Origin of the sequence: Chromobacterium sp. Panama (assembly GCF_003052555.1) — a bacterium.
Taxonomy (GTDB): domain Bacteria; phylum Pseudomonadota; class Gammaproteobacteria; order Burkholderiales; family Chromobacteriaceae; genus Chromobacterium.
Genome location: NZ_QARX01000001.1, coordinates 2,594,028 through 2,620,797 on the forward strand (window position 1 = coordinate 2,594,028; position 26,770 = coordinate 2,620,797).

The window sequence follows — 26,770 nt, forward strand, 5'->3', positions numbered from 1 at the left end:
TCCGCCGGCCTTGTTGCGGCGGCGGCGACAGCCAGGCGGCCCAGTCGCCGCAATTAAATAAATCAACTTGACGAAATGCCATCGTAATGATTGAATTTTCAAAAATTCTAATGGCATCGGACGCCGGCCATGCAAACCCATGATGTTGCGGGGATTTGTGCCGGACGCCCGCATTTGACCAAGGACAGCACCGTGACTGAAGCTTTTGAATACCGCCTGGGCGTTGACGGCGGCGGCAGCGGCACCCGCGTCTGCCTGAGCGACGCCGCCGGCCGCCTGCTCGCCCGCGCCGAAGGCGGCCCCTCCGCGCTGTCGCGCGGCGTGCCGCAAGCCTGGGACGCCGTGAACGAAGTCGTCGCCCACGCCTTCGCCCAAGCCGGCCTGCCGCCGGCGCCGCCGGCGCGATGCGCGATCGGCCTGGGCCTGTCCGGCGTGCACAACGCCGATTGGGCGGCCGCCTTCCGCGCCGCCGATCCCGGCTACGCCCGTCTGCGCCTGGCCACCGACGGCTACACCACCTTGCTGGGCGCCCACGGCGGCCGGCCCGGCGTGATCGTGGCGCTGGGCACCGGCAGCATAGGCGAAGCGCTGTATCCGGACGGCAGTCATCGCGAGGCGGGCGGCTGGGGTTATCCCAGCGGCGATGAAGCCAGCGGCGCCTGGCTGGGCCAACGCGCGGCGCAATACGCGCAGATGGCGCTGGACGGCCGCCTGGCCGCCACGCCGCTGACCCGGGCGGTGCTGAAACATGTCGGCGGCGACTGGCAGGCGATGATGGCCTGGAACGGCCGCGCCACGCCCACGCTGTTCGCGCAGTTGGCGCCGCTGGTGGTGGCCAATGGCCGCCGCGACTCTCTGGCCGCCGAATTGCTGCGCCAGGCCGGCCGCGACGCCTGGTCCATCGCCAAGGCGCTGGATCCGGACGAGAGTTTGCCGACGGCCTTGTGCGGCGGCCTGGGCCAGGCGCTGCGCGATTGGCTGCCGCCGGAATTCGCCGGCCGCCTCAGTTCGCCGCAAGGCGACGCCTGCGCCGGCGCGCTGCTCCTGCTGGCCGACTGACCCCTCCTCACTCCATAAGGACATCCCATGCGCCTCTCCCCGCTGCTGCTCGCCGGCCTGCTGGCCCTGGCCGGCCCGGCCCGCGCCGACAAGATCGTGGTCGAGTACTGGACCGACTCGCTCAAGCCTCAGTTCGACGCCTACTTCGCCGCGGCGAAGAAGCAGTACGAGGCGCAGCACCCCAATGTCGAATTGCGCTGGGTGGATGTGTTCAACGAGGGCTTCGAAACCAAGCTCAACGCCGCCATCGCCGCCGGCAAGCCGCCGGCGCTGATCAACCACGACGTGCCGCGGCTGTACAAATACGCGCAGAAAGGTGCGCTCTTGCCGCTGGACGGCGCGCTGGCCGCGGACAAGGCCGGCTATCTGCCCAATGCGCTGGCCGACCTCAGCGTGGCCGGCAAGCTCTACGCCTATCCCTGGTACAACAACGTCAACGTGCTGGTGCTCAACGGCGAATTGTTCCGCAAAGCCGGCCTGGACCCGGCGCGCCAGCTGCTCAGCCTGGAACAGCAGCTGGCCGCGGCCAAGGCCATCCGCGCCAAGACCGGCGTGCCCGGCCTGCTGCCGCAACTGGGCCAGATCGACGGCATCATGCTGGGCCGCGGCCTGCCCTTGCTGCAAAACGGCAAGGCGGTCTTCAACAGCCCGGCGCACGCGGCCTTGCTGCGCCAGTACGCCGACGCCTACAAAGCCGGCGCGCTGGCCAAGGAGAACCTGTTCGCCGACGACAACTACCAGGCCAGCGTCAAGCTCTACAACAGCGGCCGGCTGGCGATGATGGAGACCGCGCCCACCGCGGTGCGGCGCACTCAGACCGACGCCCGCGCCATTTTCGCGGTCAGCCGGGTGCAGCCGGCGCCGCTGGGGCCCACCGGCGTGGTTCAGGGCGGCTATCAGTTCGGCTGGGCGGTGTCCAAGGGCTTGCCGGCGCCCACCCAGGCCGAAGCGATCAAGTTCGCCCGCTTCCTGACCAGCGACGCGCAGCAACTGGCGTTTTCCAAAGTCACCGGCGCCACCTTCCCCTCCACCCGCGCCGCGCTGCGCGATCCTTACTTCACCCAGGCCGGCGGCAGCCTGGTCGACGTCGCCCGCGCCCAGGGCGCCAAGGCCGCGCCGGACATCCGCACTTTCAGCCTGGGCGGCGTGCCGCGGCTGGCGGACCTGAAGAAAAAACTGGTGGACAGCGTGGAAGCGGCGGTCACCGGCCGCAAGGACGCCCAGCTGGCGCTGGACGAGGCGGCCGCCTTCTGGAACCGGCAGCTGAAATAAGCGCGCCGCGATGAAATCCAGCGCCCGCAACGCCTGGCTGTTCCTGGCCCCGGCCCTGCTGCTGATGGCGGCGTTCACCTTTTGGCCGCTGCTGTTCGGCAGCTATCTGGCCTTCACTCGCTACGATCTGCTGTCGCCGCCGCAGTGGGCGGGGTTGGAGAACTTCGACTATTTGCTGCAGGACGAGGTGTTCTGGCGCGCGCTGCGCAATTCCCTGCTCTATCTGCTGGTGGTGCCGGTCATCCAATTGGCCGCCATCGCGCTGGCGCTACTGGCCAACCGGCCGCTGCGCGGCGTCAAGCTGTTTCGCGCCGCCGTCTATCTGCCGGTGATCACCACCGTCGCCGTGGTCGGCATCATGTGGAACTGGATGTACGCCGATTACGGCGTGCTCAACAGCGCGCTGCGCTGGCTGCGCCTGCTGGCGGCGGAACAGGAAATCGGCTTTCTCAGCGACGAGGACATCGCGCTGTTTTCCGTGATGTTCGTCACCTTCTGGCGCGGCGTCGGCTATTACATGGTGCTCTACCTCGCCGGCCTGCAGGCGATCCCGGCGGAAATGCAGGAAGCGGCCTTGCTGGACGGCGCCAACGCCTGGCAGCGTTTCTGGCGCATCACCCTGCCCATGCTGAAGCCCACCATTCTGTTTTGCAGCCTGATTTCCACTCTGGACGCGCTGAAGGCCTTTGAGGAGGTGTTGGTGATGACCCGCGGCGGCCCGCTGAACTCCACCTATACCGTGCTGTATTACATGTTCCACCAAGGCTTCGATCAGCTGGACTTCGGCCGCGGCGCCGCCGCCGGCCTGCTCTTGACCGTGATCTGCCTATTGCTGGCCGGCCTCAACTTCCGCCTGCTGCGCCCGGCCCACCGCTAGTTTCAGGACGCCCGCCATGACCGCCGTCTCAAGCCCGCTTGCCCGCCCCGCCCGGCAAACCCGTTCGCGCGCGCTGCGGCGCCTGCCGGACTATCTGCTGTTGTTGGCGCTGGCCTGCGCCGCCTGTTATCCGTTTTGGTGGACCTTGATGATCGCGCTGGGCGACGGCGAGCAGGTGTTCGACTTCCCGCCGCGCTTGCCCGAGCCCTTGTCGCTGGCTCACTTTCGCGAAGTCTGGACCCAGATTCCGATGGGGCGGTTTTTATGGAACTCGGCGCTGATTTCCGCCTTGACCACCGCCGGCACCCTGCTGGTTTCCAGCTGCGCCGGCTTCGCGCTGGCGCAGCTGCGCTTCCGCGGCCGGCAGTGGGTGTTTTACGCCATCATCGCCACCCTGCTGCTGCCCAGCGAAACCAATGTGCTCAGCAATTACGTGACGCTGTCCTGGCTGGGCCTGGACGACAGCCGCGTCGGCGTGGCGCTGCCGGCCTTGGCCGGGGCCTTCGGCATTTTTCTGATGAAGCACGCCTTCGAGGAGATTCCCGAAGAAATCGTCGCCGCCGCGCGCATGGACGGCGCCGACGACTGGCAGCTGTTCTGGCGCGTCTGCCTGCCGCTGAGCCGGCCTTATCTGGCCACCCTGGCCATCTTCACCCTGGTCTGGTCGTGGAACAGCTATGTCTGGCCCAGCGTGGTGCTGAAGAACCCGGACCTCTACCCACTGTCCGTCGGGGTGCAATATCTGAAGGGCGCTTTCGCCACCTCCACGCGCATGGTGGCCGCCGGCGCGGTGCTGACCATCGCGCCGGTGCTGCTGGTCTTCCTGTTTTGCCAGCGCTATTTCATGCGCGGCATGGACGGCGCGGTCAAATAAGACCGTCCGGCCGCCGCGCTCAAGCGCCGCACAGCTCGGCCAGCCGCTGCGGCTCCGCCACCAGGAAATTGCCCTCGCCCTGCAGTTGAACGATGCGCGCGTCGCGGCGGCGCTCCCAGGCGTTAACCGGATACTGGCGCGCCCAGGCGCACATCAGTTGCTGATCCTGACGGCTCATGCGCAGCTGGTAGCGCGCGTGCATGTACAAGGTGATGCGCGCCGCCGCGCCGCGTACTTCCTCGCGCGGCTGGAAACGCTTGTTGCCGAAATCCGTCACCGATTGGCATTGGCCGTACATGGTCGCCGGCTTGCGGCTCCACGCGCCGTAGGCGAAGTTGGCGCGGTCGCCGTTGACCTCGCCCACCGCCGGCACCAGATTGTTCAGATCGCCTTCCGCCATGCGGAACACCGGATCGCTGGACGCGCAGTTCTTGCGGCCGCCCTGCTGCCAGCATTGGCGCTGATGGCCCAGATTCCAGGCCGGCACCACGTGTTCCCACTCGATGCGGCTGGCGCGGGTTTCGGACTTGCGCGGCACATAGCCGCAGGACGCCCAATCCACCGCCTTGCCGCGGTAATCGCAGCCGCAATAAAAGTCCTGCTCCATGCCGGAGAACACCCGCGGCAGCACTTTCTTGGCGTTGGAAAAATCGCGGTGCCCCACTTGCTTGACGCCGCTGACCAGCTGTGCCGCCTGGACCCGGCCCGGCGCGCCGGCCTCGGCCGCGGGCCGCGTCGCCTGCTCCAGTTGGCGCACCACGGCCGCTCCGGCCTTGGCCAGGGTTTTGACTTCCGCGGATTGGCTGATTTTTGAAAATTCGGCCGCGTCGCAGCCGGCCAACAATAAAACGACGGGGAGGAGGATGGGATAACGCATGGCGGGCAGTGTAAGTACCCGCCGCGTTCACGACAATAAGATACAAAAAATATTACAAATGATAATCCATGTGAATCCAAACAAAATACGCCAACATCATTTTGAGACAGACAAGGGCTGCCGATGCAGCCGGACGATGGCCTCGCCGGTGGGCGCGGCCATCATATCGCGCAAGGTGTATTGGTCCAACGTACGGAAAAACGCCGCCAGCGCCTCGTCCAGCGCGCCCTTGAGCCTACAGCCCGGCCGCAGCGCGCACGGCGGGTCCGCGCAATCTATCAACTGCGACAGTCCTTCCAGCGTGCGCACCACCTCGCCGACGCGATAGCGCTCCGGCGCCCGCGCCAGCGCCAAGCCGCCGCCCTTGCCGCGGCTGGTCTGCAGCCAGCCCTGCTGCGCCATGAAGTGGACGACCTTGACCAGATGGTTGCGCGACACTTCGAAACGGGCGGCGATTTCGGGAATGGTGGCCAACTGCCCCTCTTCCTGCCAGGTCAGATACATCAGCACGCGCAGGCCGAGATCGGTAAAACGGGTCAATTGCATGATCTTAAAAACCTGTTCAAAGCCTCGCGAGCCAGCGCGAGACAAGGCAAAAATGGCTGAAGAAGCGAAGTGTACACATGGTACACCAGCATTCTAAAACTGTTTTCAAGGCCCTTTCCGACCCTATCGCGGACGCGCGGCGGACATTGAACAGGTTCTAAAGCCCGCCGCTCAATAGAGCGCGGGCCTTGCCGCGGCTCAGCCGCCGACGGCGTTGGAGCCGAACACCTCGAAATGCACTCGTTCCGCCACCACGCCCAAGTCCAGCAGGCTGGCGCGCTGCGCCAGCATGAAGCCCACCGGGCCGCACAGATAATAGTCGGCATCCGGCAGCAGCGTCATCTCGCGCAGCTGGCTCAGTTGCAGGCGTCCCTGCTGCTGATAGTCCCGGTCCAACACGTCCTCCGCGCGCGGCGCCTCGTAGCAGACATGGGCGCGCAGCTGCGCGTGGCGTTCCTGCATCTGTCGCAAACCATCGCGCATCGCGTGCGCGCCGCCGTGGCGAGCCGCGTGCAGGTAGCGGATTTCGCGGCGGCTGCCGGTTCTCAGCAAATGCCGCAGCATGGACAGCATCGGCGTCTGACCGACGCCGGCGCTGATCAGCACCACCGGGCCGTCGCGCTCTTCATGCAGGAAGAAATCGCCCTGCGGCGCGCTCAGCTCCAGAATGTCGCCCTCCCGTTTTTCCGCGTGCAGCAGATTGGATACTCGCCCCGCCGGCTTGCCCTCGCCGCCGTCCTCGCGCTTGACCGAAATGCGCAGATATTCGTCGTTGGGCGCGTCGGACAGGCTGTACTGACGCGGCTGGGCCAGCCCCCATTCCTCGACGAAACATTTGACCGACACATACTGGCCGGGCCGGAAGCCAGGCACCGCGCCGCCGTCGGCCGGCGCCAGATAGAAGGAAGTGATTTCCTCGCTCTCCGCCACCTTGCGCGCGATGCGAAACGGCCGCCAGCCGGCCCAGCCGCCTTCGGCGTTGGCGCTGGCGCGATACAGTTCTCGTTCCTCCGCGATCAAGATGTCCGCCAATTGGCCGTAGGCGGCGGCCCAGGCCGCTATCAGCGCCGGCGTCGCCGCCTCGCCCAGCACTTCCTGGATGGACGCCAGCAAATGCTTGCCGACGATGGGGTAATGCTCGGCGCGGATGCCCAGGCTGACATGCTTGTGCGCCACCCGGGTCAGCACCGGCGCCAACGGCGACGGGTCGTCTATGTGCTGGGCGTAGGCCAGCACCGCCATGGCCAGCGCCTGTTGCTGCTGGCCGGAGTGCTGATGCCCCTGGTTGAAGATGTTTTTCAGCTCCGGGTTATGGCTGAACATGCGGCGATAAAAATGACTGGTCAGGCTCAGGCCGTGTTGCTGCAACACAGGAACGGTGGCTTTGACCAGGGCGCGGGTTTCGGGACTCAACATGGCGGGCTCCTAAAGATGTGTGCTTAATACATTTTATTGTGGGTAAAAAACGCCGACTCGGCGCCGGCCGGCTTAAAGATGTAAAAATAATACATCTTTATGGCGATGCTGTCACCGCCGCGCAAAAATATTCCTTCCGGGTGAGCTTGACCCAGGTCAAGACCCCAACCATACCGCTTGCATAATATCTGCGCATTCTTACGGCATAACACGTCCATTCGCGGGCGGGTCAAGCAAACGAGGCGGTTCATGGCATTGGTGCTTTACGACGACGGCAATCACAAATGCGTCGCCTTCACCGAACTGGTGCAGGGCGAAGGCATACAATCCAATCAGTTCGCCATCATCGACCAAGGCGAGGGCATTCTGCTGGACCCCGGCGGCAACCTCACTTACAAGCATCTGATCGCGGAACTGGCCGATTACTTCCTGCCCTCCCACACCCGCTACATCTTCGCCTCGCATCAGGATCCGGACATCATCGCCTCGGTGGGCGGCTGGCTGCTGATCACCGACGCCCAGGTGATCATCGCCGAAGAATGGACCCGCTTCCTGCCCCACTTCTGCATGCGCGGCGCCACCGCCGGGCGGCTGGTGGCGATTCCGCCGCGCGGCATGTGGATGCGGCTGGGCGGCGCGGACCTGCAAATCGTGCCGGCCCATTACTTGCACACGGTCGGCTTTTTTCAGATCTACGACCCGATCAGCAAGATCCTGTTCTCCGGCGACATCGGCGCCTCCTTGATGGACGGCCACGCGGCCGGCCTGCCGGTCAGCGACTTCGACGCCCACCTGCACGACAGCCACATGCTCGCCTTCCATCGCCGCTATATGTCCAACAACAAAGCCTGCCGGCTGTGGGTGGACATGGTCCGCCGGCTGGACATCGAATGGATCGTGCCGCAACACGGCGGCTCCTTCCAGGGCAAGCCCATGGTGAAGCGTTTTCTGGATTGGTTCGAAACCCTGGAATGCGGCACCGATCTGATCGGCCCCGCCGATTTCACGCCGCCGCCGCGCGAGGCGCCGCGCCATGACTGACTGGCTGCCGCAGAACCCCGTCGATCTGGTCGTCGGCCTGGCGCTGGCCATGGGCCTGCTCGCCTTGCTGGCCGCGCTGCGCTGGCAGGCTCGCCGCGACCGCGCCGCCCAAGCGCGGGACGAGGACATCTCCTTGGCCGAGCCGGACCCAACGGACGCCGGCGACGCCGAGCAGCCCTATCAGGTGGACGAGCTGGATTCACTCGCCGAAGTCGACATCTTCATCGAGTTCGGCTATCTGGAACAGGCGGCGCAGACCCTGCGCCACTATGTGGACCGACAGGCGCCGCACTCCTCCAAGCAGTTGCTGCGGCTGGCCGGCCTCTACCTCAAGACCGGCGCGCTGGACGACTACGCCGCGATGCTGGAACGACAGCACGATCTGGCGCTGATCGGACGGGAAGCGCTGGAACAAGCGGTGGAAGCCGGCCTGCGCGTCGAGCGCAATCAGCTGGCCCTGCGCGTGCTGGCGGAACAACGGCTGGGCTGGGGGCCGGAGGCCATCGGCCTGCGCCTGGGCGACGACGCGCCGGAACTGGCGGCGGAAGATGCCGAGGAAACCACGGCAGCCGTCCTCACCGCCCATCCGTCTCAACCCTCGCCTCCCGTAGCCGGACGGCCGCAAGTCCTGCTGCACGGCTGCGCCCCGCTGTTTCCGCTGAATGAGCGGGAGAAGGACGCCATCGCCGCGCTGCTGCCGGCCGAGCGTCAGGCCAAAGTCTGGCTGCGCTGGCAAGAATACGCGGCGGCGACGGCGGCGCTGGAACAGACGCTGACCTTGCGCCCCCACTCGCTGACGCATTTGCTGGACCTGCTGCACGTGCATTACCGGCAACGCCAGCTGCCGCGCTATGCGCGGACGCTATGGCGCTTCCATCTGGCGCTGGGCGAACACGGCGCCGGCCTCAAGGAACAATTGATCCACGCCGGCTGGCTGCTGGGCGCCCATCCGGTGCTGGACCTGCTGGCGCGACGCCCGGGCAGGCCGGAACTGGAACGCATCGGCCGCAGCTTCGGCTTCAGCGGCGCGCCTCCGGCCGTCGCGCCTCAGCGCCGGCCGCTGGTGACGCGGCGGACCGAGACGGAGGCGGCCGAGAATCTGGACGCGCGCGGCGAGGCCGACGCCTACCTCAACGAAGGCCAGGTCGACATGGCGATCCAGACCTTGGAGCAAGCGGTGCTAAGCCGGCCGGAGGACGCTGCCAACTATCCTCCCCTGTTGCAGCTATACCGCCGCCAGGACGACCGGGCGCGCTTCCAGTGGCTATTGCGGCAACTGCGCGGCCATGTGGCCCAACTGCCGCTGGAAGTCAGCGCGCAGCTGGCCGGTTTCGACGCCGACGCCGACGCCGGCCCCGCCCGCCGGCGCATGCTGGCCGCCTGAGCACGCCCATGCCGCGCGCCGCCCCTCCCGCCCCCGATATCGCCGTGCTCGCCGTCGGCATGGACGATCGCAAGCTGGCCCTGCTTCGCATGGCCTTCCGCCTGCACCACAGCTTGCGCTACCGCTTGCTCGAATCCCCGTCCGACGAACGCGCGCCGGACCTGGCCATCGTCGATGTCGACAGCCCCGTCGGCTGGCAGGCCTGGGAAACATTCCGCCAGCGTCATCCGGCGCTGCCGGCCCTGATCGTCGCCGCGACGCCGCCGGAGCGCGCGCCCGTCCCGACGCTGGCCAAGCCACTGCGGGTGGAGACCCTGTTTCCTCAACTGCAAGCGGCGCTGCGGCGCGCGCCCGACGCGGCAAGGGCAGCGGAAGCGCTCCCGGCGCCCGCGCCCCGGCCCGAACCGGTCGCCGCTCCGGCTCCGCCGCCGTCCATGCCGTCGATCTCCATCGCCCGCTTCGACCCCCGACGCGGCCTGCTCGGCGCGACGACGCGGCTGGCGCGCCAGCCTCGGCCGGCGCTCTTGCTGGCCGAGGGCCGGCCGCTGCTGTGGCTGCGGCCGGACCGCGCGCAAGCGCAATGCCTGCAGCCGGCGGAGCAATTGCGCGAGCTGTGCCGGCAAGACGCGCCCGCGCTGCACGCTCAAGCCGCCGGCGCCAGCGCCGGCGTCATCACCCAGCCGCTGCCGGCGCTGCTGTGGCAGTTGGCGATCTGGAGCAGCCAGGGCCGGCTGCCGGCCGGCATCGGCGCGGACACTCCGCTGCGGCTGAGGCAGTGGCCCAACCTGACCCGGCTGGCGGCGCTGCCGGACGCGACGCGACTGAGCGCGCTGCTGACCAAGACGCCGGCCACGCTGCGCATCATCATTCGGCTGCTGCGCGTCGATCCCGAACACGCCTGCACCTTCCTCTCCGCGGCCCACGCGCTGGGCCTGCTGGACTGGAACAGCGACGCGCCGCCCCTGAAAGTGATCTCCAGCGCGCCGGTGCGCCCCGACGCCGTCGCGCCCGAACGCGCCGGCCTCCTGTCCCGACTCTTGCAAAAAGTGACCCGTTTGTGAGCCTCACGACCTTCCATCATGCGCAGCCCAGATAACAAAATCCTCTTCGCGGGCCCGGTGGGCGCGGGCAAAACCACCGCCATCGCCGCCATCAGCGACATCGCCCCGATCCGCACCGACGCCAAGGCCAGCGACATGACCTTGCATCGCAAGGACCACACCACGGTGGCGCTGGACTACGGCATGTTGCGCCTGGACGCCGACACCAAGATCCACCTCTACGGCACCCCCGGCCAGGAGCGTTTCGACTTCATGTGGGACATCGTCAGCCGCGGCAGCATCGGCCTGATCCTGCTGCTGGACCACAGCCGCGCCAATCCGCTGCAAGATCTCGGCTTCTTCCTGCGCGCCTTCGAGCCGCTGCTGCGTCGCGCGCCGCTGGCGCTGGGCGTCAGCAAGACCGACCTCGCGCCGCTGTCCGCCACCGCCGTCTACGCCGACGCCCTGGCCGCCCGCGGGCTGAGCGCGCCGGTGTTCGAAGTGGACTGCCGTCGCCGCGAAGACATCAAACAGCTGCTGCTGGCGCTGCTGTACTCGATAGACCCTGGCCTGGGAGAACCGCAATGAACGAAGAACTGCGTCTGAGCGGGCCGCTTTATCCAATGGCCACGCCGGCCGGCGCCTTTTACGCCGTCGCCGGCGCGGAGGCCGACCTGACCCGCCGTCTGCTGCTCAACATCCTGCGGCTGGGCCATGCGGTGCCGCTTAGCGAACCCTTGCTCAGCGAATGGTGCGACGACGAACTGGAACAAGCGCTGGCCACCCTTTACCGCTTGCAACGGCTGGAATTCGTCCACGGCACCGCCGAGCCGCGGCCGGCCGCCGCCGGCAACCTGGAAAGCCAGTTGCCGGAGCTGCTGGCGGCGCTGTCCGGCAGCGGCCAGGCGCTGCTGGCCGACGACAACGGCCTCTATTACGCCACCGCGGGCTTCCTCCACGAAACCGCCGAGGAAATCGCCGCGCTGGCCGGCGACCTCATGTCCTTGAGCCGCCGGCATCACCTGCTGCTCAAGAACCACCTCAACCTGGGCAGCGCCGCCTGGGCCTCGGTGGATCCGGCCGGCCGCAGCCAGCTGGCCTTTTACCCCTTGCACGTGGCGCAGCAGGCCTTCGCGCTGATCATAGGCGGCGAACCGCGGCTGCAAAGCGAAGCCTTCGTCGGCCTGGTGGAGCTGCTGGTACGCCGCTACGCCTGAACCCCGGCCGCTCGGCGGCCGGCGCATTGAACAATCCAGGAGAAACCCATGCGTGAACAAATGCTCAAATCCATTCTGAGCGACCTCAACGGCGCGTCCGCCGACATCGAAGCGTCCGCCATCATTTCCGCCGACGGTCTGACCATGGCGGCGCTGCTGCCGCAAGAGGTGGACGAGGACCGGGTCGGCGCGATGGCGGCGGCGATGCTGTCCCTGGGCGAGCGCACCGCGCGCGAACTGGCGCGCGGCGGCCTGGAACAGGTGATGGTCAAGGGAGAACACGGCTACATCCTGATGAGCCACGCCAGCCCTGACGCGGTGCTGACCGTGATCGCGCGGCGCGAGGCCAAGCTGGGCCTGATTTTTCTGGACGCCAAGCGCGCGGCGCGCAGCATTGCCGAAATCCTCTAAATCAACGGCTCAATGTCTGCTGCGCGTAGGCGGGCTAGCCGGGCAAAGGCCTTGAAAGCCGCTTAGGAAATGCCCATTCCCCCTTGCGCGTTCCGCCTTCTCGGCGGTTTCGCCTTGTCTCGCCCCGGCGCGCGAGGCTTTGAACTCGCTCCGGCAAACCGGCCTATACTTGGCGGCGTCTGGCCGGCACAATAGGGTTTTGCTTTTATGCCAGACCCGCTCCATGTGGAAAACCATACTCGCCATCTCCGTCGGCGCCGCGCTGGGGGCGCTGCTGCGCTGGGCGCTGGGCGTCAAGCTGAACAGCCTGTGGCCCAGCCTGCCGCCGGGCACCCTGGCCGCCAATCTAGTCGGCGGCTACATCATCGGCCTCGCCGTCGCCTTCTTCGCCAGCGCGCCGGGCGTGTCGCCGCTATGGCGGCTGCTGGTGATCACCGGCTTCTGCGGCGGCCTGACCACCTTCTCCACCTTCTCCGCCGAAGTCGTCTCCCTGCTGCAGCAACAGCGGCTGCTGCCGGCGCTGACCGCCGTCGCCGTCCATGTCTGCGGTTCGCTGCTGGCCACCCTCGCCGGCATCGCCAGCTGGCAGTGGCTGCGCGCGCTCAAGAGCTGAACGCCGTCCAAGAACGCGCTTAGCCGTTCACACCGCCAGGCTTCGCGGCGGGGAGCGCGGCATGCGGCGGCGCGGGAACGCTTGCAGACCGTACCCGCCGTGCCGCGCCGTGGATTCTACACCGCGCTAATGCGTCGCCCCGCCGGTTTCCACGATGTCCGTCGTCGCCGTCAACGCCGTTTTCAGGGCCAGCCTCAGGCCGGCGACTATCGTCTCCAAGCTCATGCTGGCCGCGCCGGGATGCGCGGCGGCCTGCTCCGGCAGATACGGGATGTGAATGAAGCCGCCGCGCGCGGGCGTTCCGGCCAAGGCGTGCATCAGGCCGTAGAACACATGGTTGCAGACAAAGGTGCCGGCGCTCTGCGACACCGCCGCCGGAATGCCCGCCGCGCGCAGCGCCGCCGCCTGGGCCTTGATCGGCAAGGTGCTGAAATAGGCGGCCGGCCCGCCCGGTACCACCGGCCTATCTATCGGCCGCCGCCCGGCGTTGTCCGCGATGCGGGCGTCGTCGACATTGATCGCCACCCGCTCAAGCGAAAGCTCGGGCCTCCCGCCCGCCTGCCCCACCGCCACGATCAGCGCCGGCCGCAGCGCGGCCATCTCCTCGCGCAACACGGCCAAGGCCTCGCCGAACACGCAGGGCAGCCGCCGCGCCGCCACCGCCGCGCCCGCCAGCGTCTCGCCGTCCAGCCGGCGCACGGCCTCCCACGACGGGTTCACGCTCTCGCCGCCAAACGGTTCGAAGCCCGTCAACAAAATGGTCTTGCTCATTCGCACTCTCCCTCTTCCAAGGCCAGCAGGGCGAAAGTCCCCAGCCAATGCTCGCCGGTGTAATGGCCGCTGACCACATGCGGCAGGCCGGCGTCCAGATGCGCCCGCGCGCTTTGATTCAGCAGAGGCCTCCAAGCGTCATCCGGCGGCAAGGCGGCCGTCAACTGGCGCAAACACCAGGCGCGGCTCAAATTCAGGCCGATGAGGTGACCGATCTTGGGGTCCGAGCCGTCGCTGACCCGGACCGGGCTCAGCAAGGCAGCGCTGCGCGGCAAATCCGGCGAGAAGGCGCGCAGCCAGTCGCGGAACGCCTCGGCCGGCAATAGCCGGCCAAGCAGCAAGGCCTGACACAGGCTGGGCGACAGAAAGTCGTCGCCGCTCGGTTCCAGCCGCGTCGGATAGTCCGCATCGGCCAGGAAGTAACGCCGGGCGGCCGCCTCCAACGCCTGCGCCAGCTCGGCATCGGCGGCGGCGCGGGCGTAGTCCAGGCTCAGCAGCAAGGCGAAGGCGGTGTTGGCGTGCCCGCCGCCGCGGATCGGGTAATCCTGCAAAGGCAGAAACCTCAGCCAGCGCTGGCGGATCAAGGCCAATAACGGCTGCATCGCCGCCCGCCATGACCCGGCTTGCGGCAGATCCCAGGCCTCGAGCTCCTGCGCCAGGGCCAGCAGCCAGGCCCAGCCATAGGGCCGCTCGAAGCTGGCGCGGCCCGGCGCGGCGAAATAGTCCGCCTCCGCCTGGAAAGTCTGCGGCGTAAAATGGCCGGCGAACAGGGCGGCGATCTCGGCCTGCTCCGGCAAGGCCGGGAAACGGCGAGCCAGCCGCGCCAGCAGCCAGAAGCCGTGCACGGCGGAGTGCCAGTCGTAGCAGCCGTAGAACACCGGGTGCAAATCGCGCGGCGCGCGCGCGTCCTCCGGCCCGTTCAGCAGATGGCTCAGCAGATTCGGATATTCCCGAACCAGGCCGGCCAGCGGCAGCGCCGCCAGCCTGGATGCTTGTTGCGGATTCATGCGGTCTCCTCAACGGAACACGATGAAATACATCAATAGGATATTCACGCCTAGCAAAGCCAGCGCGGTGGGAATCTGGGTCTTGATCACCAGATATCGGTCCTTCAGCTCCAGCAAGGCCGCCGGCACGATATTGAAATTGGCCGCCATCGGCGTCATCAGCGTGCCGCAATAGCCGGAATACATGCCTATCGCCACCAGCGGCGCCGCGTCGGCGTGATGGCCGACGATCAGAAAAGGCAGTGCGATGCCGGCGGTCATCACCGGGAAAGCCGCGAAGGCGTTGCCCATGATCATGGTGAACAGGGCCATGCCGATACAGTAGATCGCCACCAGCAGAAAACGATTGCCCGGATCCACGAACAAGCTCACCGCTTCCTGCACCGCCTGGCCGGTCTTGGCGGCGACGAACACCCCGCCCAGCATCGCCAGCATCTGCGGCAGGATGGCGGCCCAGCCGATGGCGTCCACCAGACGGCGCGATTCCCGCACCGCCTGCAGCGGCGTTCCGCCGGTCAGCCTCCAGCCCAGCAGCACCGCGCAAACGCAGGCCACCGCCAAGGCGGCCAGGGTCAGATGCTTCTGATCCAGCAAGGCGAGACCGCCTATCCCCACGCCCTTCAGCGCCAAGGTGCAGGCCACGGTCAGCAGGGGAATCAGCAAGGCGGGCAGGAAGATCTTGTTGCCCAGGCGCTGGGCGGCGTCCTGCCGCTGCCGATCGCTTCTTTGGCTATAACTGCCCGGAGCCAGCAGGCCGGCGCCGGCCAATAGGGCCAGCGCGACAACAACGAGTCCCACCAGGCGGTAGGTCATCGCCTTGCCCAAAACGGCCGTCATCAAGTCCCCGAACAAAAAGGTGGCGCCGAACAAGAACCAGAACAGCGCGGTGGTGTAACGCTTGGGGTTGCCGCGGTCGCGCAGCGTCATGCCCACCAGGAGCATCACCACGATGCCGATCAGATAATAAACGTCATTGATGCTGAACCATGCATTCATGCCGCGGCCTCCTGTTTCGCGCGCCAGGCGGCGATATCGCCTTGCAGACTGGCGTCAAGCCGCGCCAAGCGCGCCATATGGATGATCAGCGCGCTGATGGCGGTGGGAATCGCCCACAGGCCGATGTGCAGCGGCTCGATATTGGCGATGCCGTTTTCCTTGAGAAAGGCGTCCATCAGCAAGACCGCGCCAAAAGCGATGAAGATGTCCTCGCCGAAAAATACGGCGATATTGTCGCAGGCGGCGGCATGGGCGCGGATGCGGTCGCGCAGCGCCTGAGGCAGCTCCCCCAGTTGATTGGCCGCGGCGCCTTCCGCCATCGGCGCCAGCAGGGGGCGCACGGTTTGGGCGTGGCCGCCCAGATTGATCAGACCCAGCGCCGCGGTCAGCTCACGCACCACGAAATACAGCATCAGGATGCGCGCGGTGGTGGCGCTCTTGATGCCGGCTATCCATTGCTGCGCGCGCTCTTTCAAACCGTAGCGCTCCAGCAGGCCGATCACCGGCAGGATCAGGATGAAGGTGGCCAATTGACGGCTATTGAGGAATTTCTCACCGAAGGTTTCCAGCAGCGTCCCCAGGTCCATGCCGACCGCCAGGCCGGTGCTCAGACCGGCGGCGGTGACCACCAGCAGCGGATTGAAGCGCAAAGCGAAGCCCGCCACCACGACGGGAATGCCCACCAGGGGCAGATAGGATGCAAGATCCATGCAGTTTCTCCTTTGTATGATGGAAATGGCCGCCTGCGGACGGCTCTAGTTTCCGACTAACGCTCACAAGGCGACGATGTTTACCCCCTCCTGTTCCAAGCGTTGACGCAGCAGCCACGCGAAGTGCAGCGCGTGCGCGCCGTCTCCGTGCAGGCAAACGCTGTCGGCGCGAAGCGCCAGCTCGCCGCCGTCCAGGCAGGCCACGCGACCGCGCAGCACCAGATCCAGCGTCTGACGCAAAGCCTGCTCCGCGTCTTCGATCACCGCGCCCGGCGTTCCGCGCGGCGCCAGGCTGCCGTCGGCCAGATAGGCGCGGTCGGCGAACACTTCTTCCACCGCCTGCAAACCGTGGCGCCGCGCCGCGCGGCCGGACTCGCCGCCGGCCAGGCCGACCAGCCTCAGCTCAGGATCCCAATCCCTCACCGCGCGGGCGACGGCGTCGGCCAGCGCCGGATCGCGCGCCGCCTGGTTGTACAGCGCGCCGTGCGGCTTGACGTGACGCAGCCGCGTTCCGGCGGCCTTGGCCATGGCCGCCAGCGCGCCCACCTGGTACAACACGTCCTGGTACACCCGCTCCGGCGCGCGCTGCATAGTCCGGCGGCCGAAATGTTCCCGGTCGGGAAAGCCGGGATGGGCGCCCAGCGCCACGCCTCGCCGCGCCGCCGCCTGCACCGCCAGCCACATCTGTTCGGCGTCGCCCGCGTGCCAGCCGCAGGCGATGTTCACCGAACTGACCTGATCCATGATCGCCGCGTCGTCGCCGCAGCCCTCGCCGATATCGGCGTTCAAATCGATCTGCATGCCTGACTCCAGTCCTGTCCCTGCAAGTACCCGCGCAGACGCGCGCGCGCCGTCGCCGCCTGCTGCGCGTCCACCATCTCGAAACGCAGCCTGGCGCCCGGCCGCGCCTGCGCCAGCTTCCACAAATCCGCCTCGATCACGCAGGCGATGCGCGGATAGCCGCCCGTCGCCTGCGCGTCCGCCAGCAACACGATGGGCTGGCCGCCCGGCGGCGCCTGCACCACGCCGGGCAGCACGCCGTGGGACGGCAAGTCCCCGCCGGCCTCGCGCGCCAGCGCGTCGCCCTGCAGGCGGTAGCCCATGCGATTGCTCTGCGAGCTCACCGTCCACTCGCCTTCGCTGAAGGCCTGCCGCGCCTCCCGGGCGAATTGCCGCCACTCCGGGCCCGGCAGCGCGCGCAGCGTCGGCGACCAAGCAAGATTGCGCCGTCCCAGCCGGCCGGACAGCGCCGCCGCCGGCCCCAGCGGCAAGCGGTCGCCCGCCTCCAGCGCCCGCCCCATCCAGCCGCCCAGACCGGCCTGCAGATCGGTGGCGCGCGCGCCCAGAGCCAGGGGCGCGTCGATGCCGCCGGCCAGGGCGAGATAGGCGCGCATGCCGTGGCGGCAGCCGCGCAGCAGCAGGCGCTGGCCCGCGCGCGCCGGATAACGCCAGCCGCTCCACACCGGCTCGCCGTCCAGTTCCGCGTCAAAATCCGCGCCCATCAAGGCGAACCAGCCGTCGCGCAGAAAGCGGACGCCAAACGGCCCCAGGGCCACTTCGATGCCGGCCGCGTCCGCGGCATTGCCCAGCAGGCGGTTGGCCATGATCAAGGCCGGCGCGTCCAGCGCGCCGCTTTGCGCCACGCCGAGGTGGCGCAAGCCGCGCCGGCCCAGGTCCTGCACCGTGCTTTGAATGCCGGCCTGCGTGATTTCAATCATCTCCGCCCTCCTGCGGCACAAAGCGCACGCTGTCGCCCGGCAGCAGCAGGGACGGTTCCGCGCGCCGCGGATCGAATAATTTCAATGAAGTGCGGCCGATGATCTGCCAGCCGCCGGGGCTGGTCGCCGGATAGATGCCGGTCTGGCCGCCGCCTATGCCCACCGAGCCGGCCGGCACCGCCAGCCGGGGCTCGGCGCGCCGCGGCGTGGCCAGGCGCTCGGGCAAGCCGCCCATATAGGCGAAGCCGGGCTGAAAGCCGAGGAAGTACACCACGTAGTCGGCCGCGGCATGAGCGGCGGCGACATCCTCCTCGCTCAAGCCCGCATGCGCCGCCACCGCGGCCAGATCCGGACCGTGGCGGCCGCCGTAGCGCACCGGCACGTCCACCCGCCGCAAGCGCGGCTCGGCCTCTTGCGCCGCCGCCCAGCCGCGGCGCAAGCGCTCCAGCCAGGCCTCGCCGTCGTCGGCGTCCGGATCAAAAATCAAAGTGAGATTATTCATGCCGGGCACCACGTCGATCAGCCCGGCCGCGCCCGTCAGCGTCTGCGCCAGCCACCAGATGCGGCGCTGACACGCCAGATCGGCCGGCTTCGCGCTCTCCAGCACGGCGGCGCGTTCGCCCAGCAAGTAATAGCGCATTGGGTTCGATGCCAAACCATTCTCCATATGCAACCGTCCGCCTCGCGGCGCTCGAATTTATTATTTTGCAGACAAAACATCTATAAATTATTTGTATTTATTGGCGATGTCCAGCACAAATGACGTTTTGCTATACTGGCCGGCCAGCCACCTCGTCGCCAGGCCCGTCCATGAACGCTCAACGCAATATCGTCTCCTCATCGCATCTGGTTTCGGAGCGTTGCGCCGAACTGTCCGAGTTCGAATTCGGGCTGATCGTGGCCAACAACGCCTTCAACCGCTGGATGATCCGCTGCATGGCGGCCGCGGGAGAAACCGATATGACCGCGATGGAGGTGTCGCTGCTGCATCACGTCAACCACCGCGGCCGCAGCAAGAAACTGGCGGACATCTGCTTCGTGCTGAACATCGAAGACACGCACGTGGTGTCCTATGCGCTGAAGAAGCTGGTGAAGATGGGCTATGTCGGCAGCGAAAAGGTGGGCAAGGAGGCTTTGTTCGCCACCACCCAGGCCGGCGTGGAACTGTGCCAGCGCTACCGCGACGTCCGCGAGCAATGCCTGATCAACGCGCTGATAGACAACGGCGGCCAACAGGCCGATATCGGCGACAACGCCCAGTTGCTGCGCATGCTGGCCAGCTTGTACGACCAGGCCTCTCGCGACGCCGCCTCCATGTAAGAAGCGCTTCAAAGTCCGCGGCGCTTCAGCGATACGGCGTTGAAAACCCGTTCATAAGAGAGCCGGCGCGGCGGCCGCGGACCAGCCCTCTTCCTCCTCTCGCGCCGCCGCTTCCCATCGGTGCGCACGCGCGCCGACCGCTCCCCGCCCCGCCTTGCGCGCGCCGGCCGCCGCCATGGTCAAGCCAATAGCAAGCCCATGGAAATTAGGCTATTCATTTATTATCAAACTTTCTCATCTAAAATAAACATTCGATATAGTTGTCAAAAACATTGAATAATTTCGAATGGGATGATAAAAACGCCATACACCGGCACATAGACCGGTGAACTTCCGCCCGTCGGCGGGCGCGCCGCGACGGGCAGGCTCCGGACTCAAGCGCGGCGCCGGCTCGCCGCTCGGGCCGGAGATGTCGGCGGCGGCGCTTGATGGGGACCATTAGCCGCATAGTTACCATATTCATCAGCCGGAACCGCCATGAGGTCGAATACCGCCAACCGACAGTTGCTCTTTGTCGTGCTGCCCTTCCTGCTCATTGTCGTCATGCAGGTGGCGCTAAGCGCGTTCAGCCTCTACGTGGTGTCCACCGCCCGCGCCTACGTGGCGGGGGAAGGCCTGTGGTCTAAAGCGCAGAAGGACTCCATCTACCACCTGACCCGCTACGCTCAAACCGGCTCCGACCACGACTTCCAACGCTATCGGCTGGCCATCTCCATCCAATTGGGCGACCACCGGGCGCGGCTGGCGCTGGACCGCAAGCCGCCGGATCTGGACACCGCGCGCCAAGGCTTTCTGGACGGCGGCAACCACCCCGACGACATCGAAAACATCATCCGCGCCTATCTGTGGTTTCACCACGTCAGCTATCTGGCCGAAGCCATCCGCTATTGGAAAATCGGCGATTACTACCTGCAGGAAATTCAGACCATAGGCGAGCAATTGCGCCAAGGTTACGCCGACGGCTCCTTGAGCCAGGACGACAAGGCCGCCCTCACCTCGCAGATCGCCGAGATCAACGAAGCGGTCAAGGCGCCGGCCCAGGGCTTTTCCCGCGTGCTGGGCAACGCCTCGCGCGAGGTGAGCCAGGCGGTCTGGCGCGTCAATCTGCTGGTGGGCCTGCTGCTGGTGCTGCTGACCATTTTGCAGATCCGCCGGCTGATCCAGGCCTCGGACAATTACAAGGCCGCCTTGCAGGCGGAGCAGCAACGCGCCGAGATCACCCTGCAATCGATAGGCGACGCGGTGATCACCCTCAATATGCAAGGCGCGGTGATCTATCTGAACCACAGCGCCAAGCGCATGCTCAGCCACCTGGAGACGGAAAGCCTGGGCCTGCATTTCGACGAATTGCTCAGCCTGATCAAACAGGGGCAGGACAAGGACAGCACGCTGAGCTTCGCCGAGCTCTGCCGGCTGGACGAAAGCAGCCGCACCTATCCCAAGCTGAACATGCTGCGCCACAACGCGATTCCGCTGCAGGTCAGCCTGGTGGCCGCGCCGATACGCGACCGCCGCGGCGAGCAATACGGCATCGTGCTGGTGCTGCACGACAATACCGCGGAACAGCAATACATCAACGAGTTGTCCTGGCAGGCCAGCCACGACGCGCTGACCGGCCTGCTCAACCGCCGGGAGTTCGAAACCCGCGCCATCAAGGCGATCAAGCAGCTGGGCCAGGCCGAGGCGTCGCTGGCGCTGATGTTCATCGATCTGGACCAGTTCAAGCTGATCAACGACACCTACGGCCACGCCGCCGGCGATGAACTGCTGTGCCAGATCAGCCGCTCGGTGGCGCGGCGGCTGCGCGCCTCGGACACGCTGGCGCGGCTGGGCGGCGACGAGTTCGGCGTCTTGCTCGGCAACAGCTCGGTGGAATCCGCCATCGCCAAGGCCAATAATCTGCGCCAGGCCATCATGGAATGCAGCTTCCAGTGGGAAGGCAACCAATTTTCCATCAGCGCCAGCATCGGCCTGGTCTGCGTGTCCGACGCCGACACCTCGCTGGCCGAGGTGATGCGGTCGGCCGACATCGCCTGCTATATGGCCAAGGAAAAAGGCCGCAACCGCATCCAGCTCCACATCCCGCACAATTCCGAAGTGTCGGCGCGCTTTCACGAAATGGACTGGGTGCAAAGGCTGCGCCAGGCGCTGCGCGACGACAGCTTCACCCTCTACGCCCAGGACATCGTCCCGCTGGCCGCCCATCCGGAACGCGGCCGCTATGTCGAAGTGCTGCTGCGCCTCAACGCCGACGACGGCAGCCAGGTGCCCCCCGGCTTGTTCGTGCCGATCGCGGAGCGCTACGGCCTGATGACCGAAATCGACCGCATCGTGGTGGAAAAAGTGTTTCAGGAGCTGGCCTTGCTGCGCCGCGCCGGCAATCAGGACATCCGGCATTGCGCGATCAATCTGTCCGGCTCCACCTTGTGCGACGACGGCTTCCTCGCCTTCGTGCAGCAGCAGTTCCAGCGCAGCGGCGTGCCGCCGGAGCTGATCTGTTTCGAGATCACCGAAACCAACGCCATCGCCAATCTGGAAGCCGCGCAACGGCTGATCCACGAGCTGCGCCGGATCGGCTGTCTGTTCTCCTTGGACGATTTCGGCACCGGCATGTCCTCCTTCGCCTACCTGAAGCACTTGCCGGTGGACTTCCTGAAAATCGACGGCAGCTTTGTCCGCGAGATGGCGACGGACCCGATAGACCACGCCATGGTGGAAATGATCAACCACATCGGCCACGTCACCGGCAAGCGCACCATCGCCGAATTCGTCGACACGCCCGAGATCGTGGCCGAACTGCGCAAGCTGGGCGTGGACTACGCCCAGGGCTTCCACCTGAGCCGGCCGGAGCCCTTCGGCTTCCGCCACGCGCATGGAGACCGCCGAATGCGACAGCAATAGGCTACCGGCCTGGTTGTCAGGCCGGATCTGGGCGGCCGGGAGGCCGCCGCGTCTGGCCGGCTTGGCCCGGCTTTGCTTCTAAGGAAAGGGGACACCATGAGTAAAGAGATCGGTTTTGTCAGGAGCGGCCCGCTGATGGACCTCCACAGCTATCCGGAATGGACGCGGGAGCTGGTGCGCCATTGCGACGCCTTCAAACGCCAGGTGGTGGAACACGAGTTGTTCCGGCAAATGCGCGACGGCGTGCTGCCCGCCGCCATCCACCAGGCCTTTCTGCGCGGCGGCTGGCCGGTAATCGAACAGTTTCCGCAATACATGGCCAAAAACCTGCTGAAAGTGCGCTACGGCCAGCATCGCGGCCATGATATGGCGCGCCGCTACCTGATCCGCAACATCCGGGTGGAGCAGAACCACGCCGACCACTGGGTGCAATGGGCCGCGGCGTCCGGCGTGGACACGGACAGCCTGCTGCGCAACCCCCAGGCGCTGGAAACGCTGAGCCTCAGCCACTGGTGCCATCAGGTCTGCGAGCGCGAATCGCTGGAGGTGGCGATGGCGGCCACCAATTACGCCATCGAAGGCGCCACCGGAGAATGGTGCGCCGCCGTCTGCTCCAAGGAGGACTACGCTCGGCAGTTCCCCAAGGAAAAGCGCGCCAAGGCGATGAAATGGCTGGCGCTGCACGCGCATTACGACGACGAACACCCCTGGGAGGCGCTGGAAATCATCGTCACCCTGGTGGGCGAAAATCCAAACGCGCAGCAAGTGGCCGAGTTGCGCCACGCCATCTGCCAAAGCCACCGCTACATGCGCCTGTTGCTGGATCATTATATGAGCCAGCCCGCGCCTGAGACTTGCGCGCGCGTCTGCGCCGAGCCGGCGCTGGCCTGAGGATCTGTTCAAGGCCTGGCAAGAGGCGCGCGCCTGCGCCGCATGGGCGTGCCGCCTAAAACAAACCGCCCCGCAAGCCAAAGCTTGCGGGGCGGTTTTTTAGCGGCGACGGCCGGCTCAGCCGCGCAGGCGACGCAGCACTTCGTCCTTGCCGATCAAGGCCAGCACCGCGTCCACCGACGGCGTCTGCGTGGTGCCGCACACCAGCACGCGCAGCGGCATGCCCAACTGGCCCATCTTGATGCCCTCTTCCGCGCAGAAAGGCTTGAACAGCTCGTGGATGCCTTCCGCGGACCAGGCGTCCAGCGCCGCCAGCTTGTCGGCGAAACGGCCCATGCGCGCCACGCTGTCGCCGGACAGATGCTTGTCCACGTCGGCCGCGGCGGCCTCGCGCTTGCGGTAGAAATAATCCACTTCCAGCGCCAGCGCGTTCAGGTCCTGCACCCGCTCCTTGACCAGGGCGATCACCTCCTCGATGGCGGGCCCGCCGGCCAGCTCGACGCCGGCGGCGGCCAGGCGCGGCGCGATCAGTCCGGCCAGGCGGCCGTTGTCCGCGCTCTTGATGTGCTGGGCGTTCAGCCACATGAATTTTTCATGGTTGAAACGGCTGGCGGACGCGCTCACCGCTTCCAGGCTGAACCACTCGACGAACTGCTCCATGGAGAAGAACTCGTCGTCGCCGTGGCCCCAGCCCAGGCGCGCCAGATAGTTGAGCAGCGCTTCCGGCAGAATGCCCTTGTCGGCGTAGTCCACCACGCTGACCGCGTCGCGGCGCTTGGACATTTTCTGGCCGTCCTCGTTGAGGATCATCGGCAGATGGCCGTACACCGGCAGCGGCGCGTTCAAGGCCTTCAGGATATTGATCTGGCGCGGGGTGTTGTTGACGTGGTCGTCGCCGCGGATCACATGGGTGATCTGCATGTCCCAATCGTCCACCACCACGCAGAAGTTATAGGTCGGGCTGCCGTCCGGACGGGCGATGATCAGATCGTCCAGTTCCTGGTTGGCGATCTCGATGCGGCCCTTGACCGCGTCGTCCCAGGCCACCACGCCATCCAGCGGGGTCTTGAAGCGCACTACCGGGGTCACGTCCGCGGGGACGGCCGGCAAGGTTTTGCCGGCTTCCGGACGCCAGCGGCGGTCGTAACGCGGCTTCTCGCCGCGCGCTTCCTGCTCCGTCCGCATCGCTTCCAGTTCTTCCTTGCTGCAATAGCACAGGTAGGCGTGGCCGGAGTCCAGCAATTGCCGGATCACGTCCTTGTAACGGTCGAAACGATGGGTCTGGTAGAACGGGCCTTCGTCGTAATCCAGGCCCACCCAGTGCATGCCGTCCAGAATCGCCTTCACCGACTCCGGCGTCGAGCGCTCCAGATCGGTGTCCTCGATGCGCAGCACGAACACGCCGTCGTTCTTGCGGGCGTAGGCCCAGGAAAACAGCGCGGTGCGCACGCCGCCGATATGCAGATAACCGGTGGGACTGGGAGCGAAACGGGTACGGATCATGGTGACTCAGGCTCGAAAATCGTGAAACGGCTATTGTACGCCGGCTGGCGAAGCGGCAGCAAACCCCAGGGTCTGTTGAGCTTTGTTTTTCCGCCGGGGAAAAACATAGTTCAACAGACCCTAATCCGGCCAGCGCCGGTGCAGGCTGGCCGGCACCAGGGCCTCCGGCTCGGTCAGCGTCTGCCCTTCCAGCAGAGCCAGGGCCAGGTCCAGGCTGCGCGCCGCCATTTCGCGGCTGTCCTGTACGATGGCGTCGACGCGCAGCGGCAGGCAGTCCAGCAAGGAGTGATCGTCGAAGGTCAGCAGGCGCAACGGCGCGTTGGCCAGGCCGCAATGCTGATTGAGAAAGGCCAGCGCGCCCTCCAGCAGCGACACCGAGGCGGTGAACAAAGCCTGAGGCAGGCGTTGATGCTGTTGCCGCCATTGCTGCATCAGTTCGAAACCGGAACGGCGCAGGTAATCGCGATGGCACACCCAGCCCGGCCCTTCCTCAACGCCGTGAAGCGCCAAGGCCTGACGATACCCTTGCAGACGGTCGCGGCTGGGCGACAGCTCGGGCTGGCCGCCGAAGAACACCACTTCGGACACGCCCTGCTCCAGCGCGTCGCCCACCAGGCGCTCCACGCTGGCGCAGCCGTCGGTCACCACCGACGGGATGCCGCTGCCGTCCACCCGGCGGTCGACGAAGACCAGCGGCAGCCGCCGCACCCATTTCTGGTAGGACTTGGCCTCGTGCGTGCACGGCACCACGATCATCGCGTCCACCTGCCGCGCCGCCAGATGCGCCATCACCTCGGCCTCGCGTCGCGGATCTTCGTCGCTGGTCACCAGCAGCATCTGGTAATCGCGCTGGCGGCACAGTTCCTCCATCGCCTGGGCCAAGGCCGCGTGGGCGGAGTTGGTCAGGTCGGGAATCACCAGCCCCACCGAGTTGCTGCGCCGCGAGCGCAAGGAGCGCGCCGACTGCGACGGGTTGAAATGCTGCTCGCGCGCCACCTTCTCCACCCGCTCCACCGTGGCCCGGGAAATGCGGTAGCGCTCGGCATGGCCGTTGAGCACCATGCTGGCGGTGGTGCGCGACACGCCGGCCAGTTCGGCGATGTCGTCTATGGTCAAACGCTTGTAGCCGCTCATCGACAGCCTATTCCTCATGCGGCGGCGCCATGCCGCCGCGGACTCGATTGCAAAACAGCCCCGGCCTGCGCAAGCGCGGGACGGGGCCGCCGATTGCCGGCCACCTTACCTCAAGCCGGCCCTCATCGCCAGAGCGAGACCGGTCTTCAGGCTTACTGCTTGACCAGGTTCAAGGGCACCGGGATGAATTTCTCCACCTGCTGGCCGTCGATCAGCTTCTTGGCGGTCTGCACGCCGTACTGGCCGATCAGTTCCGGCTGTTGCTGCACGGTGGCGGCCAGGCCGCCGGCCTTGACCGAGGCCACCGCGTCGGCGGTGGCGTCGAAGCCCACCACCGCGACGTTCTTCAGGCCGGCGGCCTGGATCGCCTTCAAGGCGCCCAGCGCCATTTCATCGTTGTGGGCGAACACGCCCTGCACGTCCTTATTGCCCTGCAGGATGTTTTCCATCACCGACAAGCCCTTGGCGCGGTCGAAATCGGCCGGCTGCTTGGCCACGATCTTGACGTCGGCCTTGCCGTCCGCCACCGCGTGGAAGCCCTGACCGCGCTCGCGGGCGGCGGAGGAGCCGGGGATGCCTTCCAGTTCCACCAGCCGGCCCTTGCCGCCCAGCTTCTGCAGCAGGAAGTCGGCCGCCATCTTGCCGCCGGCCACATTGTCGGAGGCGATGTGGGCGCTGACTTCGGCGCCGTTGACGCTGCGATCCAGCGACACCACCTTGATGCCCTTGCTCACCGCTTCCTTCACCACATTGGCGACGGCGGAGGAGTCGGTGGGATTGATCAGGATCACGCTCACCTTCTTCTGGATCAGATCCTCCACGCTGGCCTGCTGCTTGGCGGAATCGTCCTGCGCGTCCACGGTGATCAGGCGCACGCCCTCCTTGGCCGCCTCGTCTTCCGCGCCCTTGCGCAGCGAGACGAAGAACGGATTGTTCAGCGTGGACACCGCCAGGCCCACCACCGGCTGGCCGGCGGCCGCGGCCGGCGCGCTGGCGCCGGACGAGGCGCCGTCGGCCGGACCCTGCTTGGTGCAGGCGATCAGACTGGCCGCGATGACACTGAAAACCAAAGGCTTGATTAAGCGTTGCATATCGGAACTCCCCCTAGTGTGATGAAAGCGCTGCATATTGAAACTCCCCTAGTGTTATGGTCGCTTGCGCTGTTGTCCCGCCGCTGGCGGGCCGCGCTCTG

General features: G+C 66.6%; 27 protein-coding genes. 14 read left to right on the plus strand and 13 right to left on the minus strand.

Features of this window, described 5'->3' with window-relative positions:
- The first annotated feature begins 192 nt into the window (after positions 1-192).
- Genes DB032_RS11585 through DB032_RS11600 form a run of 4 tightly spaced genes read left to right on the plus strand, consistent with a single transcriptional unit; the run spans position 193 to position 4,082 of the window.
- Positions 193-1,059 carry a BadF/BadG/BcrA/BcrD ATPase family protein gene (locus DB032_RS11585; protein ID WP_233246690.1) on the plus strand — a complete coding sequence of 289 codons (867 nt, stop codon included), beginning with the start codon at positions 193-195 and terminating at the stop codon, positions 1,057-1,059.
- A gap of 27 nt (positions 1,060-1,086) precedes the next feature.
- The gene (locus DB032_RS11590) at positions 1,087-2,331 is read left to right on the plus strand and encodes an ABC transporter substrate-binding protein (protein WP_107799630.1); all 1,245 of its coding nucleotides are present in this window, start codon (positions 1,087-1,089) and stop codon (positions 2,329-2,331) included.
- 10 nt (positions 2,332-2,341) lie between these two features.
- Positions 2,342-3,208: a carbohydrate ABC transporter permease gene (locus DB032_RS11595; RefSeq protein ID WP_107799631.1), complete on the plus strand. Its 867-nt coding sequence runs from the start codon at positions 2,342-2,344 to the stop codon at positions 3,206-3,208.
- A gap of 16 nt (positions 3,209-3,224) precedes the next feature.
- A complete protein-coding gene (locus tag DB032_RS11600) occupies positions 3,225-4,082 on the plus strand; it encodes a carbohydrate ABC transporter permease (RefSeq protein ID WP_107799632.1) in 858 nt (285 codons plus the stop codon).
- Positions 4,083-4,101: 19 nt separating this feature from the next.
- Here the strand turns inward: DB032_RS11600 and DB032_RS11605 are convergent, their stop codons facing one another.
- The 3 genes from DB032_RS11605 to hmpA all read right to left on the minus strand — a co-directional run bounded on the left by DB032_RS11605 (position 4,102) and on the right by hmpA (position 6,921).
- Positions 4,102-4,959 (minus strand): endonuclease, encoded by an 858-nt coding sequence (locus tag DB032_RS11605; protein WP_107799633.1) that lies wholly within the window; start codon positions 4,957-4,959, stop codon positions 4,102-4,104.
- A gap of 96 nt (positions 4,960-5,055) precedes the next feature.
- Positions 5,056-5,505 (minus strand): Rrf2 family transcriptional regulator, encoded by a 450-nt coding sequence (locus tag DB032_RS11610; RefSeq protein WP_107799634.1) that lies wholly within the window; start codon positions 5,503-5,505, stop codon positions 5,056-5,058.
- Between the two features lie 198 nt (positions 5,506-5,703).
- Complete coding sequence (gene hmpA / locus DB032_RS11615; RefSeq protein WP_107799635.1) at positions 5,704-6,921, minus strand: NO-inducible flavohemoprotein; 1,218 nt, start codon at positions 6,919-6,921, stop codon at positions 5,704-5,706.
- A 249-nt stretch (positions 6,922-7,170) separates the two neighbouring features.
- Here hmpA and DB032_RS11620 point away from each other — a divergent pair, with 249 nt between their 5' ends.
- The 7 genes from DB032_RS11620 (at position 7,171) to crcB (ending at position 12,627) form a co-directional block, all read left to right on the plus strand.
- Complete coding sequence (locus DB032_RS11620; RefSeq protein ID WP_107799636.1) at positions 7,171-7,962, plus strand: MBL fold metallo-hydrolase; 792 nt, start codon at positions 7,171-7,173, stop codon at positions 7,960-7,962.
- Positions 7,955-9,346 (plus strand): FimV family protein, encoded by a 1,392-nt coding sequence (locus DB032_RS11625; RefSeq protein WP_107799637.1) that lies wholly within the window; start codon positions 7,955-7,957, stop codon positions 9,344-9,346. The genes DB032_RS11620 and DB032_RS11625 overlap by 8 nt, the downstream gene beginning before the upstream one ends.
- Before the next feature lie 8 nt (positions 9,347-9,354).
- Positions 9,355-10,407 (plus strand): hypothetical protein, encoded by a 1,053-nt coding sequence (locus tag DB032_RS11630; RefSeq protein WP_107799638.1) that lies wholly within the window; start codon positions 9,355-9,357, stop codon positions 10,405-10,407.
- Between the two features lie 18 nt (positions 10,408-10,425).
- Complete coding sequence (locus tag DB032_RS11635) at positions 10,426-10,974, plus strand: ATP/GTP-binding protein (RefSeq protein WP_107799639.1); 549 nt, start codon at positions 10,426-10,428, stop codon at positions 10,972-10,974.
- A complete protein-coding gene (locus DB032_RS11640; protein ID WP_107799640.1) occupies positions 10,971-11,603 on the plus strand; it encodes a hypothetical protein in 633 nt (210 codons plus the stop codon). Before DB032_RS11635 ends, DB032_RS11640 begins: the two co-directional genes overlap by 4 nt.
- A 48-nt stretch (positions 11,604-11,651) precedes the next feature.
- Positions 11,652-12,014, plus strand: a complete 363-nt coding sequence (locus tag DB032_RS11645; RefSeq protein WP_048410238.1) for a roadblock/LC7 domain-containing protein — start codon at positions 11,652-11,654, stop codon at positions 12,012-12,014.
- A 223-nt stretch (positions 12,015-12,237) separates the two neighbouring features.
- Positions 12,238-12,627, plus strand: coding sequence for a fluoride efflux transporter CrcB (gene crcB, locus DB032_RS11650; RefSeq protein ID WP_107799641.1), 390 nt, complete (start codon positions 12,238-12,240; stop codon positions 12,625-12,627).
- Between the two features lie 126 nt (positions 12,628-12,753).
- Here the strand turns inward: crcB and pcp are convergent, their stop codons facing one another.
- The 7 genes from pcp to pxpB form a co-directional block, all read right to left on the minus strand.
- Entirely contained in the window at positions 12,754-13,398 is a 645-nt protein-coding gene (pcp, locus tag DB032_RS11655; protein ID WP_107799642.1) for a pyroglutamyl-peptidase I, read from the minus strand.
- Entirely contained in the window at positions 13,395-14,405 is a 1,011-nt protein-coding gene (locus tag DB032_RS11660; RefSeq protein WP_107799643.1) for a DUF2891 domain-containing protein, read from the minus strand. The genes pcp and DB032_RS11660 overlap by 4 nt, the downstream gene beginning before the upstream one ends.
- Positions 14,406-14,414: 9 nt before the next feature.
- Entirely contained in the window at positions 14,415-15,401 is a 987-nt protein-coding gene (locus DB032_RS11665; RefSeq protein WP_107799644.1) for a DUF979 domain-containing protein, read from the minus strand.
- A complete protein-coding gene (locus DB032_RS11670; RefSeq protein WP_107799645.1) occupies positions 15,398-16,111 on the minus strand; it encodes a DUF969 domain-containing protein in 714 nt (237 codons plus the stop codon). The genes DB032_RS11665 and DB032_RS11670 overlap by 4 nt, the downstream gene beginning before the upstream one ends.
- A 63-nt stretch (positions 16,112-16,174) precedes the next feature.
- Positions 16,175-16,912 carry a 5-oxoprolinase subunit PxpA gene (pxpA, locus tag DB032_RS11675; RefSeq protein ID WP_107799646.1) on the minus strand — a complete coding sequence of 246 codons (738 nt, stop codon included), beginning with the start codon at positions 16,910-16,912 and terminating at the stop codon, positions 16,175-16,177.
- Positions 16,897-17,829, minus strand: coding sequence for a biotin-dependent carboxyltransferase family protein (locus DB032_RS11680; RefSeq protein WP_107799647.1), 933 nt, complete (start codon positions 17,827-17,829; stop codon positions 16,897-16,899). The genes pxpA and DB032_RS11680 overlap by 16 nt, the downstream gene beginning before the upstream one ends.
- Entirely contained in the window at positions 17,822-18,484 is a 663-nt protein-coding gene (gene pxpB / locus DB032_RS11685; RefSeq protein ID WP_227107880.1) for a 5-oxoprolinase subunit PxpB, read from the minus strand. The genes DB032_RS11680 and pxpB overlap by 8 nt, the downstream gene beginning before the upstream one ends.
- 155 nt (positions 18,485-18,639) lie before the next feature.
- Here pxpB and DB032_RS11690 point away from each other — a divergent pair, with 155 nt between their 5' ends.
- The 3 genes from DB032_RS11690 (at position 18,640) to DB032_RS11700 (ending at position 22,941) form a co-directional block, all read left to right on the plus strand.
- The gene (locus DB032_RS11690; RefSeq protein WP_081546777.1) at positions 18,640-19,149 is read left to right on the plus strand and encodes a winged helix DNA-binding protein; all 510 of its coding nucleotides are present in this window, start codon (positions 18,640-18,642) and stop codon (positions 19,147-19,149) included.
- A gap of 477 nt (positions 19,150-19,626) precedes the next feature.
- Entirely contained in the window at positions 19,627-22,050 is a 2,424-nt protein-coding gene (locus DB032_RS11695; protein ID WP_107799649.1) for a bifunctional diguanylate cyclase/phosphodiesterase, read from the plus strand.
- Between the two features lie 96 nt (positions 22,051-22,146).
- Entirely contained in the window at positions 22,147-22,941 is a 795-nt protein-coding gene (locus tag DB032_RS11700) for a TenA family transcriptional regulator (protein WP_107799650.1), read from the plus strand.
- 117 nt (positions 22,942-23,058) lie between these two features.
- Here the strand turns inward: DB032_RS11700 and gltX are convergent, their stop codons facing one another.
- The 3 genes from gltX to rbsB form a co-directional block, all read right to left on the minus strand.
- Positions 23,059-24,444: a glutamate--tRNA ligase gene (gene gltX / locus DB032_RS11705; protein ID WP_107799651.1), complete on the minus strand. Its 1,386-nt coding sequence runs from the start codon at positions 24,442-24,444 to the stop codon at positions 23,059-23,061.
- Between the two features lie 120 nt (positions 24,445-24,564).
- Positions 24,565-25,596, minus strand: a complete 1,032-nt coding sequence (locus DB032_RS11710; protein ID WP_227107874.1) for a LacI family DNA-binding transcriptional regulator — start codon at positions 25,594-25,596, stop codon at positions 24,565-24,567.
- Positions 25,597-25,730: 134 nt separating this feature from the next.
- Entirely contained in the window at positions 25,731-26,669 is a 939-nt protein-coding gene (gene rbsB / locus DB032_RS11715; protein ID WP_107799653.1) for a ribose ABC transporter substrate-binding protein RbsB, read from the minus strand.
- Positions 26,670-26,770 lie beyond the last annotated feature (101 nt).

Bases quoted from the DNA above. Each gene is read 5' to 3' on its own strand.
- DB032_RS11620 (WP_107799636.1), top strand. From the start codon at position 7,171: ATGGCATTGGTGCTTTACGACGACGGCAATCACAAATGCGTCGCCTTC.
- DB032_RS11680 (WP_107799647.1), bottom strand. From the start codon at position 17,829: ATGATTGAAATCACGCAGGCCGGCATTCAAAGCACGGTGCAGGACCTG.
- DB032_RS11710 (WP_227107874.1), bottom strand. From the start codon at position 25,596: ATGAGGAATAGGCTGTCGATGAGCGGCTACAAGCGTTTGACCATAGAC.
- DB032_RS11590 (WP_107799630.1), top strand. From the start codon at position 1,087: ATGCGCCTCTCCCCGCTGCTGCTCGCCGGCCTGCTGGCCCTGGCCGGC.
- DB032_RS11645 (WP_048410238.1), top strand. From the start codon at position 11,652: ATGCGTGAACAAATGCTCAAATCCATTCTGAGCGACCTCAACGGCGCG.
- DB032_RS11670 (WP_107799645.1), bottom strand. From the start codon at position 16,111: ATGGATCTTGCATCCTATCTGCCCCTGGTGGGCATTCCCGTCGTGGTG.
- pxpA (WP_107799646.1), bottom strand. From the start codon at position 16,912: ATGCAGATCGATTTGAACGCCGATATCGGCGAGGGCTGCGGCGACGAC.
- DB032_RS11625 (WP_107799637.1), top strand. From the start codon at position 7,955: ATGACTGACTGGCTGCCGCAGAACCCCGTCGATCTGGTCGTCGGCCTG.
- gltX (WP_107799651.1), bottom strand. From the start codon at position 24,444: ATGATCCGTACCCGTTTCGCTCCCAGTCCCACCGGTTATCTGCATATC.
- DB032_RS11695 (WP_107799649.1), top strand. From the start codon at position 19,627: ATGAGGTCGAATACCGCCAACCGACAGTTGCTCTTTGTCGTGCTGCCC.
- DB032_RS11610 (WP_107799634.1), bottom strand. From the start codon at position 5,505: ATGCAATTGACCCGTTTTACCGATCTCGGCCTGCGCGTGCTGATGTAT.
- pcp (WP_107799642.1), bottom strand. From the start codon at position 13,398: ATGAGCAAGACCATTTTGTTGACGGGCTTCGAACCGTTTGGCGGCGAG.
- crcB (WP_107799641.1), top strand. From the start codon at position 12,238: ATGTGGAAAACCATACTCGCCATCTCCGTCGGCGCCGCGCTGGGGGCG.
- DB032_RS11700 (WP_107799650.1), top strand. From the start codon at position 22,147: ATGAGTAAAGAGATCGGTTTTGTCAGGAGCGGCCCGCTGATGGACCTC.
- DB032_RS11665 (WP_107799644.1), bottom strand. From the start codon at position 15,401: ATGAATGCATGGTTCAGCATCAATGACGTTTATTATCTGATCGGCATC.
- DB032_RS11635 (WP_107799639.1), top strand. From the start codon at position 10,426: ATGCGCAGCCCAGATAACAAAATCCTCTTCGCGGGCCCGGTGGGCGCG.
- DB032_RS11660 (WP_107799643.1), bottom strand. From the start codon at position 14,405: ATGAATCCGCAACAAGCATCCAGGCTGGCGGCGCTGCCGCTGGCCGGC.
- DB032_RS11690 (WP_081546777.1), top strand. From the start codon at position 18,640: ATGAACGCTCAACGCAATATCGTCTCCTCATCGCATCTGGTTTCGGAG.
- DB032_RS11640 (WP_107799640.1), top strand. From the start codon at position 10,971: ATGAACGAAGAACTGCGTCTGAGCGGGCCGCTTTATCCAATGGCCACG.
- rbsB (WP_107799653.1), bottom strand. From the start codon at position 26,669: ATGCAACGCTTAATCAAGCCTTTGGTTTTCAGTGTCATCGCGGCCAGT.
- DB032_RS11600 (WP_107799632.1), top strand. From the start codon at position 3,225: ATGACCGCCGTCTCAAGCCCGCTTGCCCGCCCCGCCCGGCAAACCCGT.
- hmpA (WP_107799635.1), bottom strand. From the start codon at position 6,921: ATGTTGAGTCCCGAAACCCGCGCCCTGGTCAAAGCCACCGTTCCTGTG.
- DB032_RS11605 (WP_107799633.1), bottom strand. From the start codon at position 4,959: ATGCGTTATCCCATCCTCCTCCCCGTCGTTTTATTGTTGGCCGGCTGC.
- DB032_RS11630 (WP_107799638.1), top strand. From the start codon at position 9,355: ATGCCGCGCGCCGCCCCTCCCGCCCCCGATATCGCCGTGCTCGCCGTC.
- DB032_RS11595 (WP_107799631.1), top strand. From the start codon at position 2,342: ATGAAATCCAGCGCCCGCAACGCCTGGCTGTTCCTGGCCCCGGCCCTG.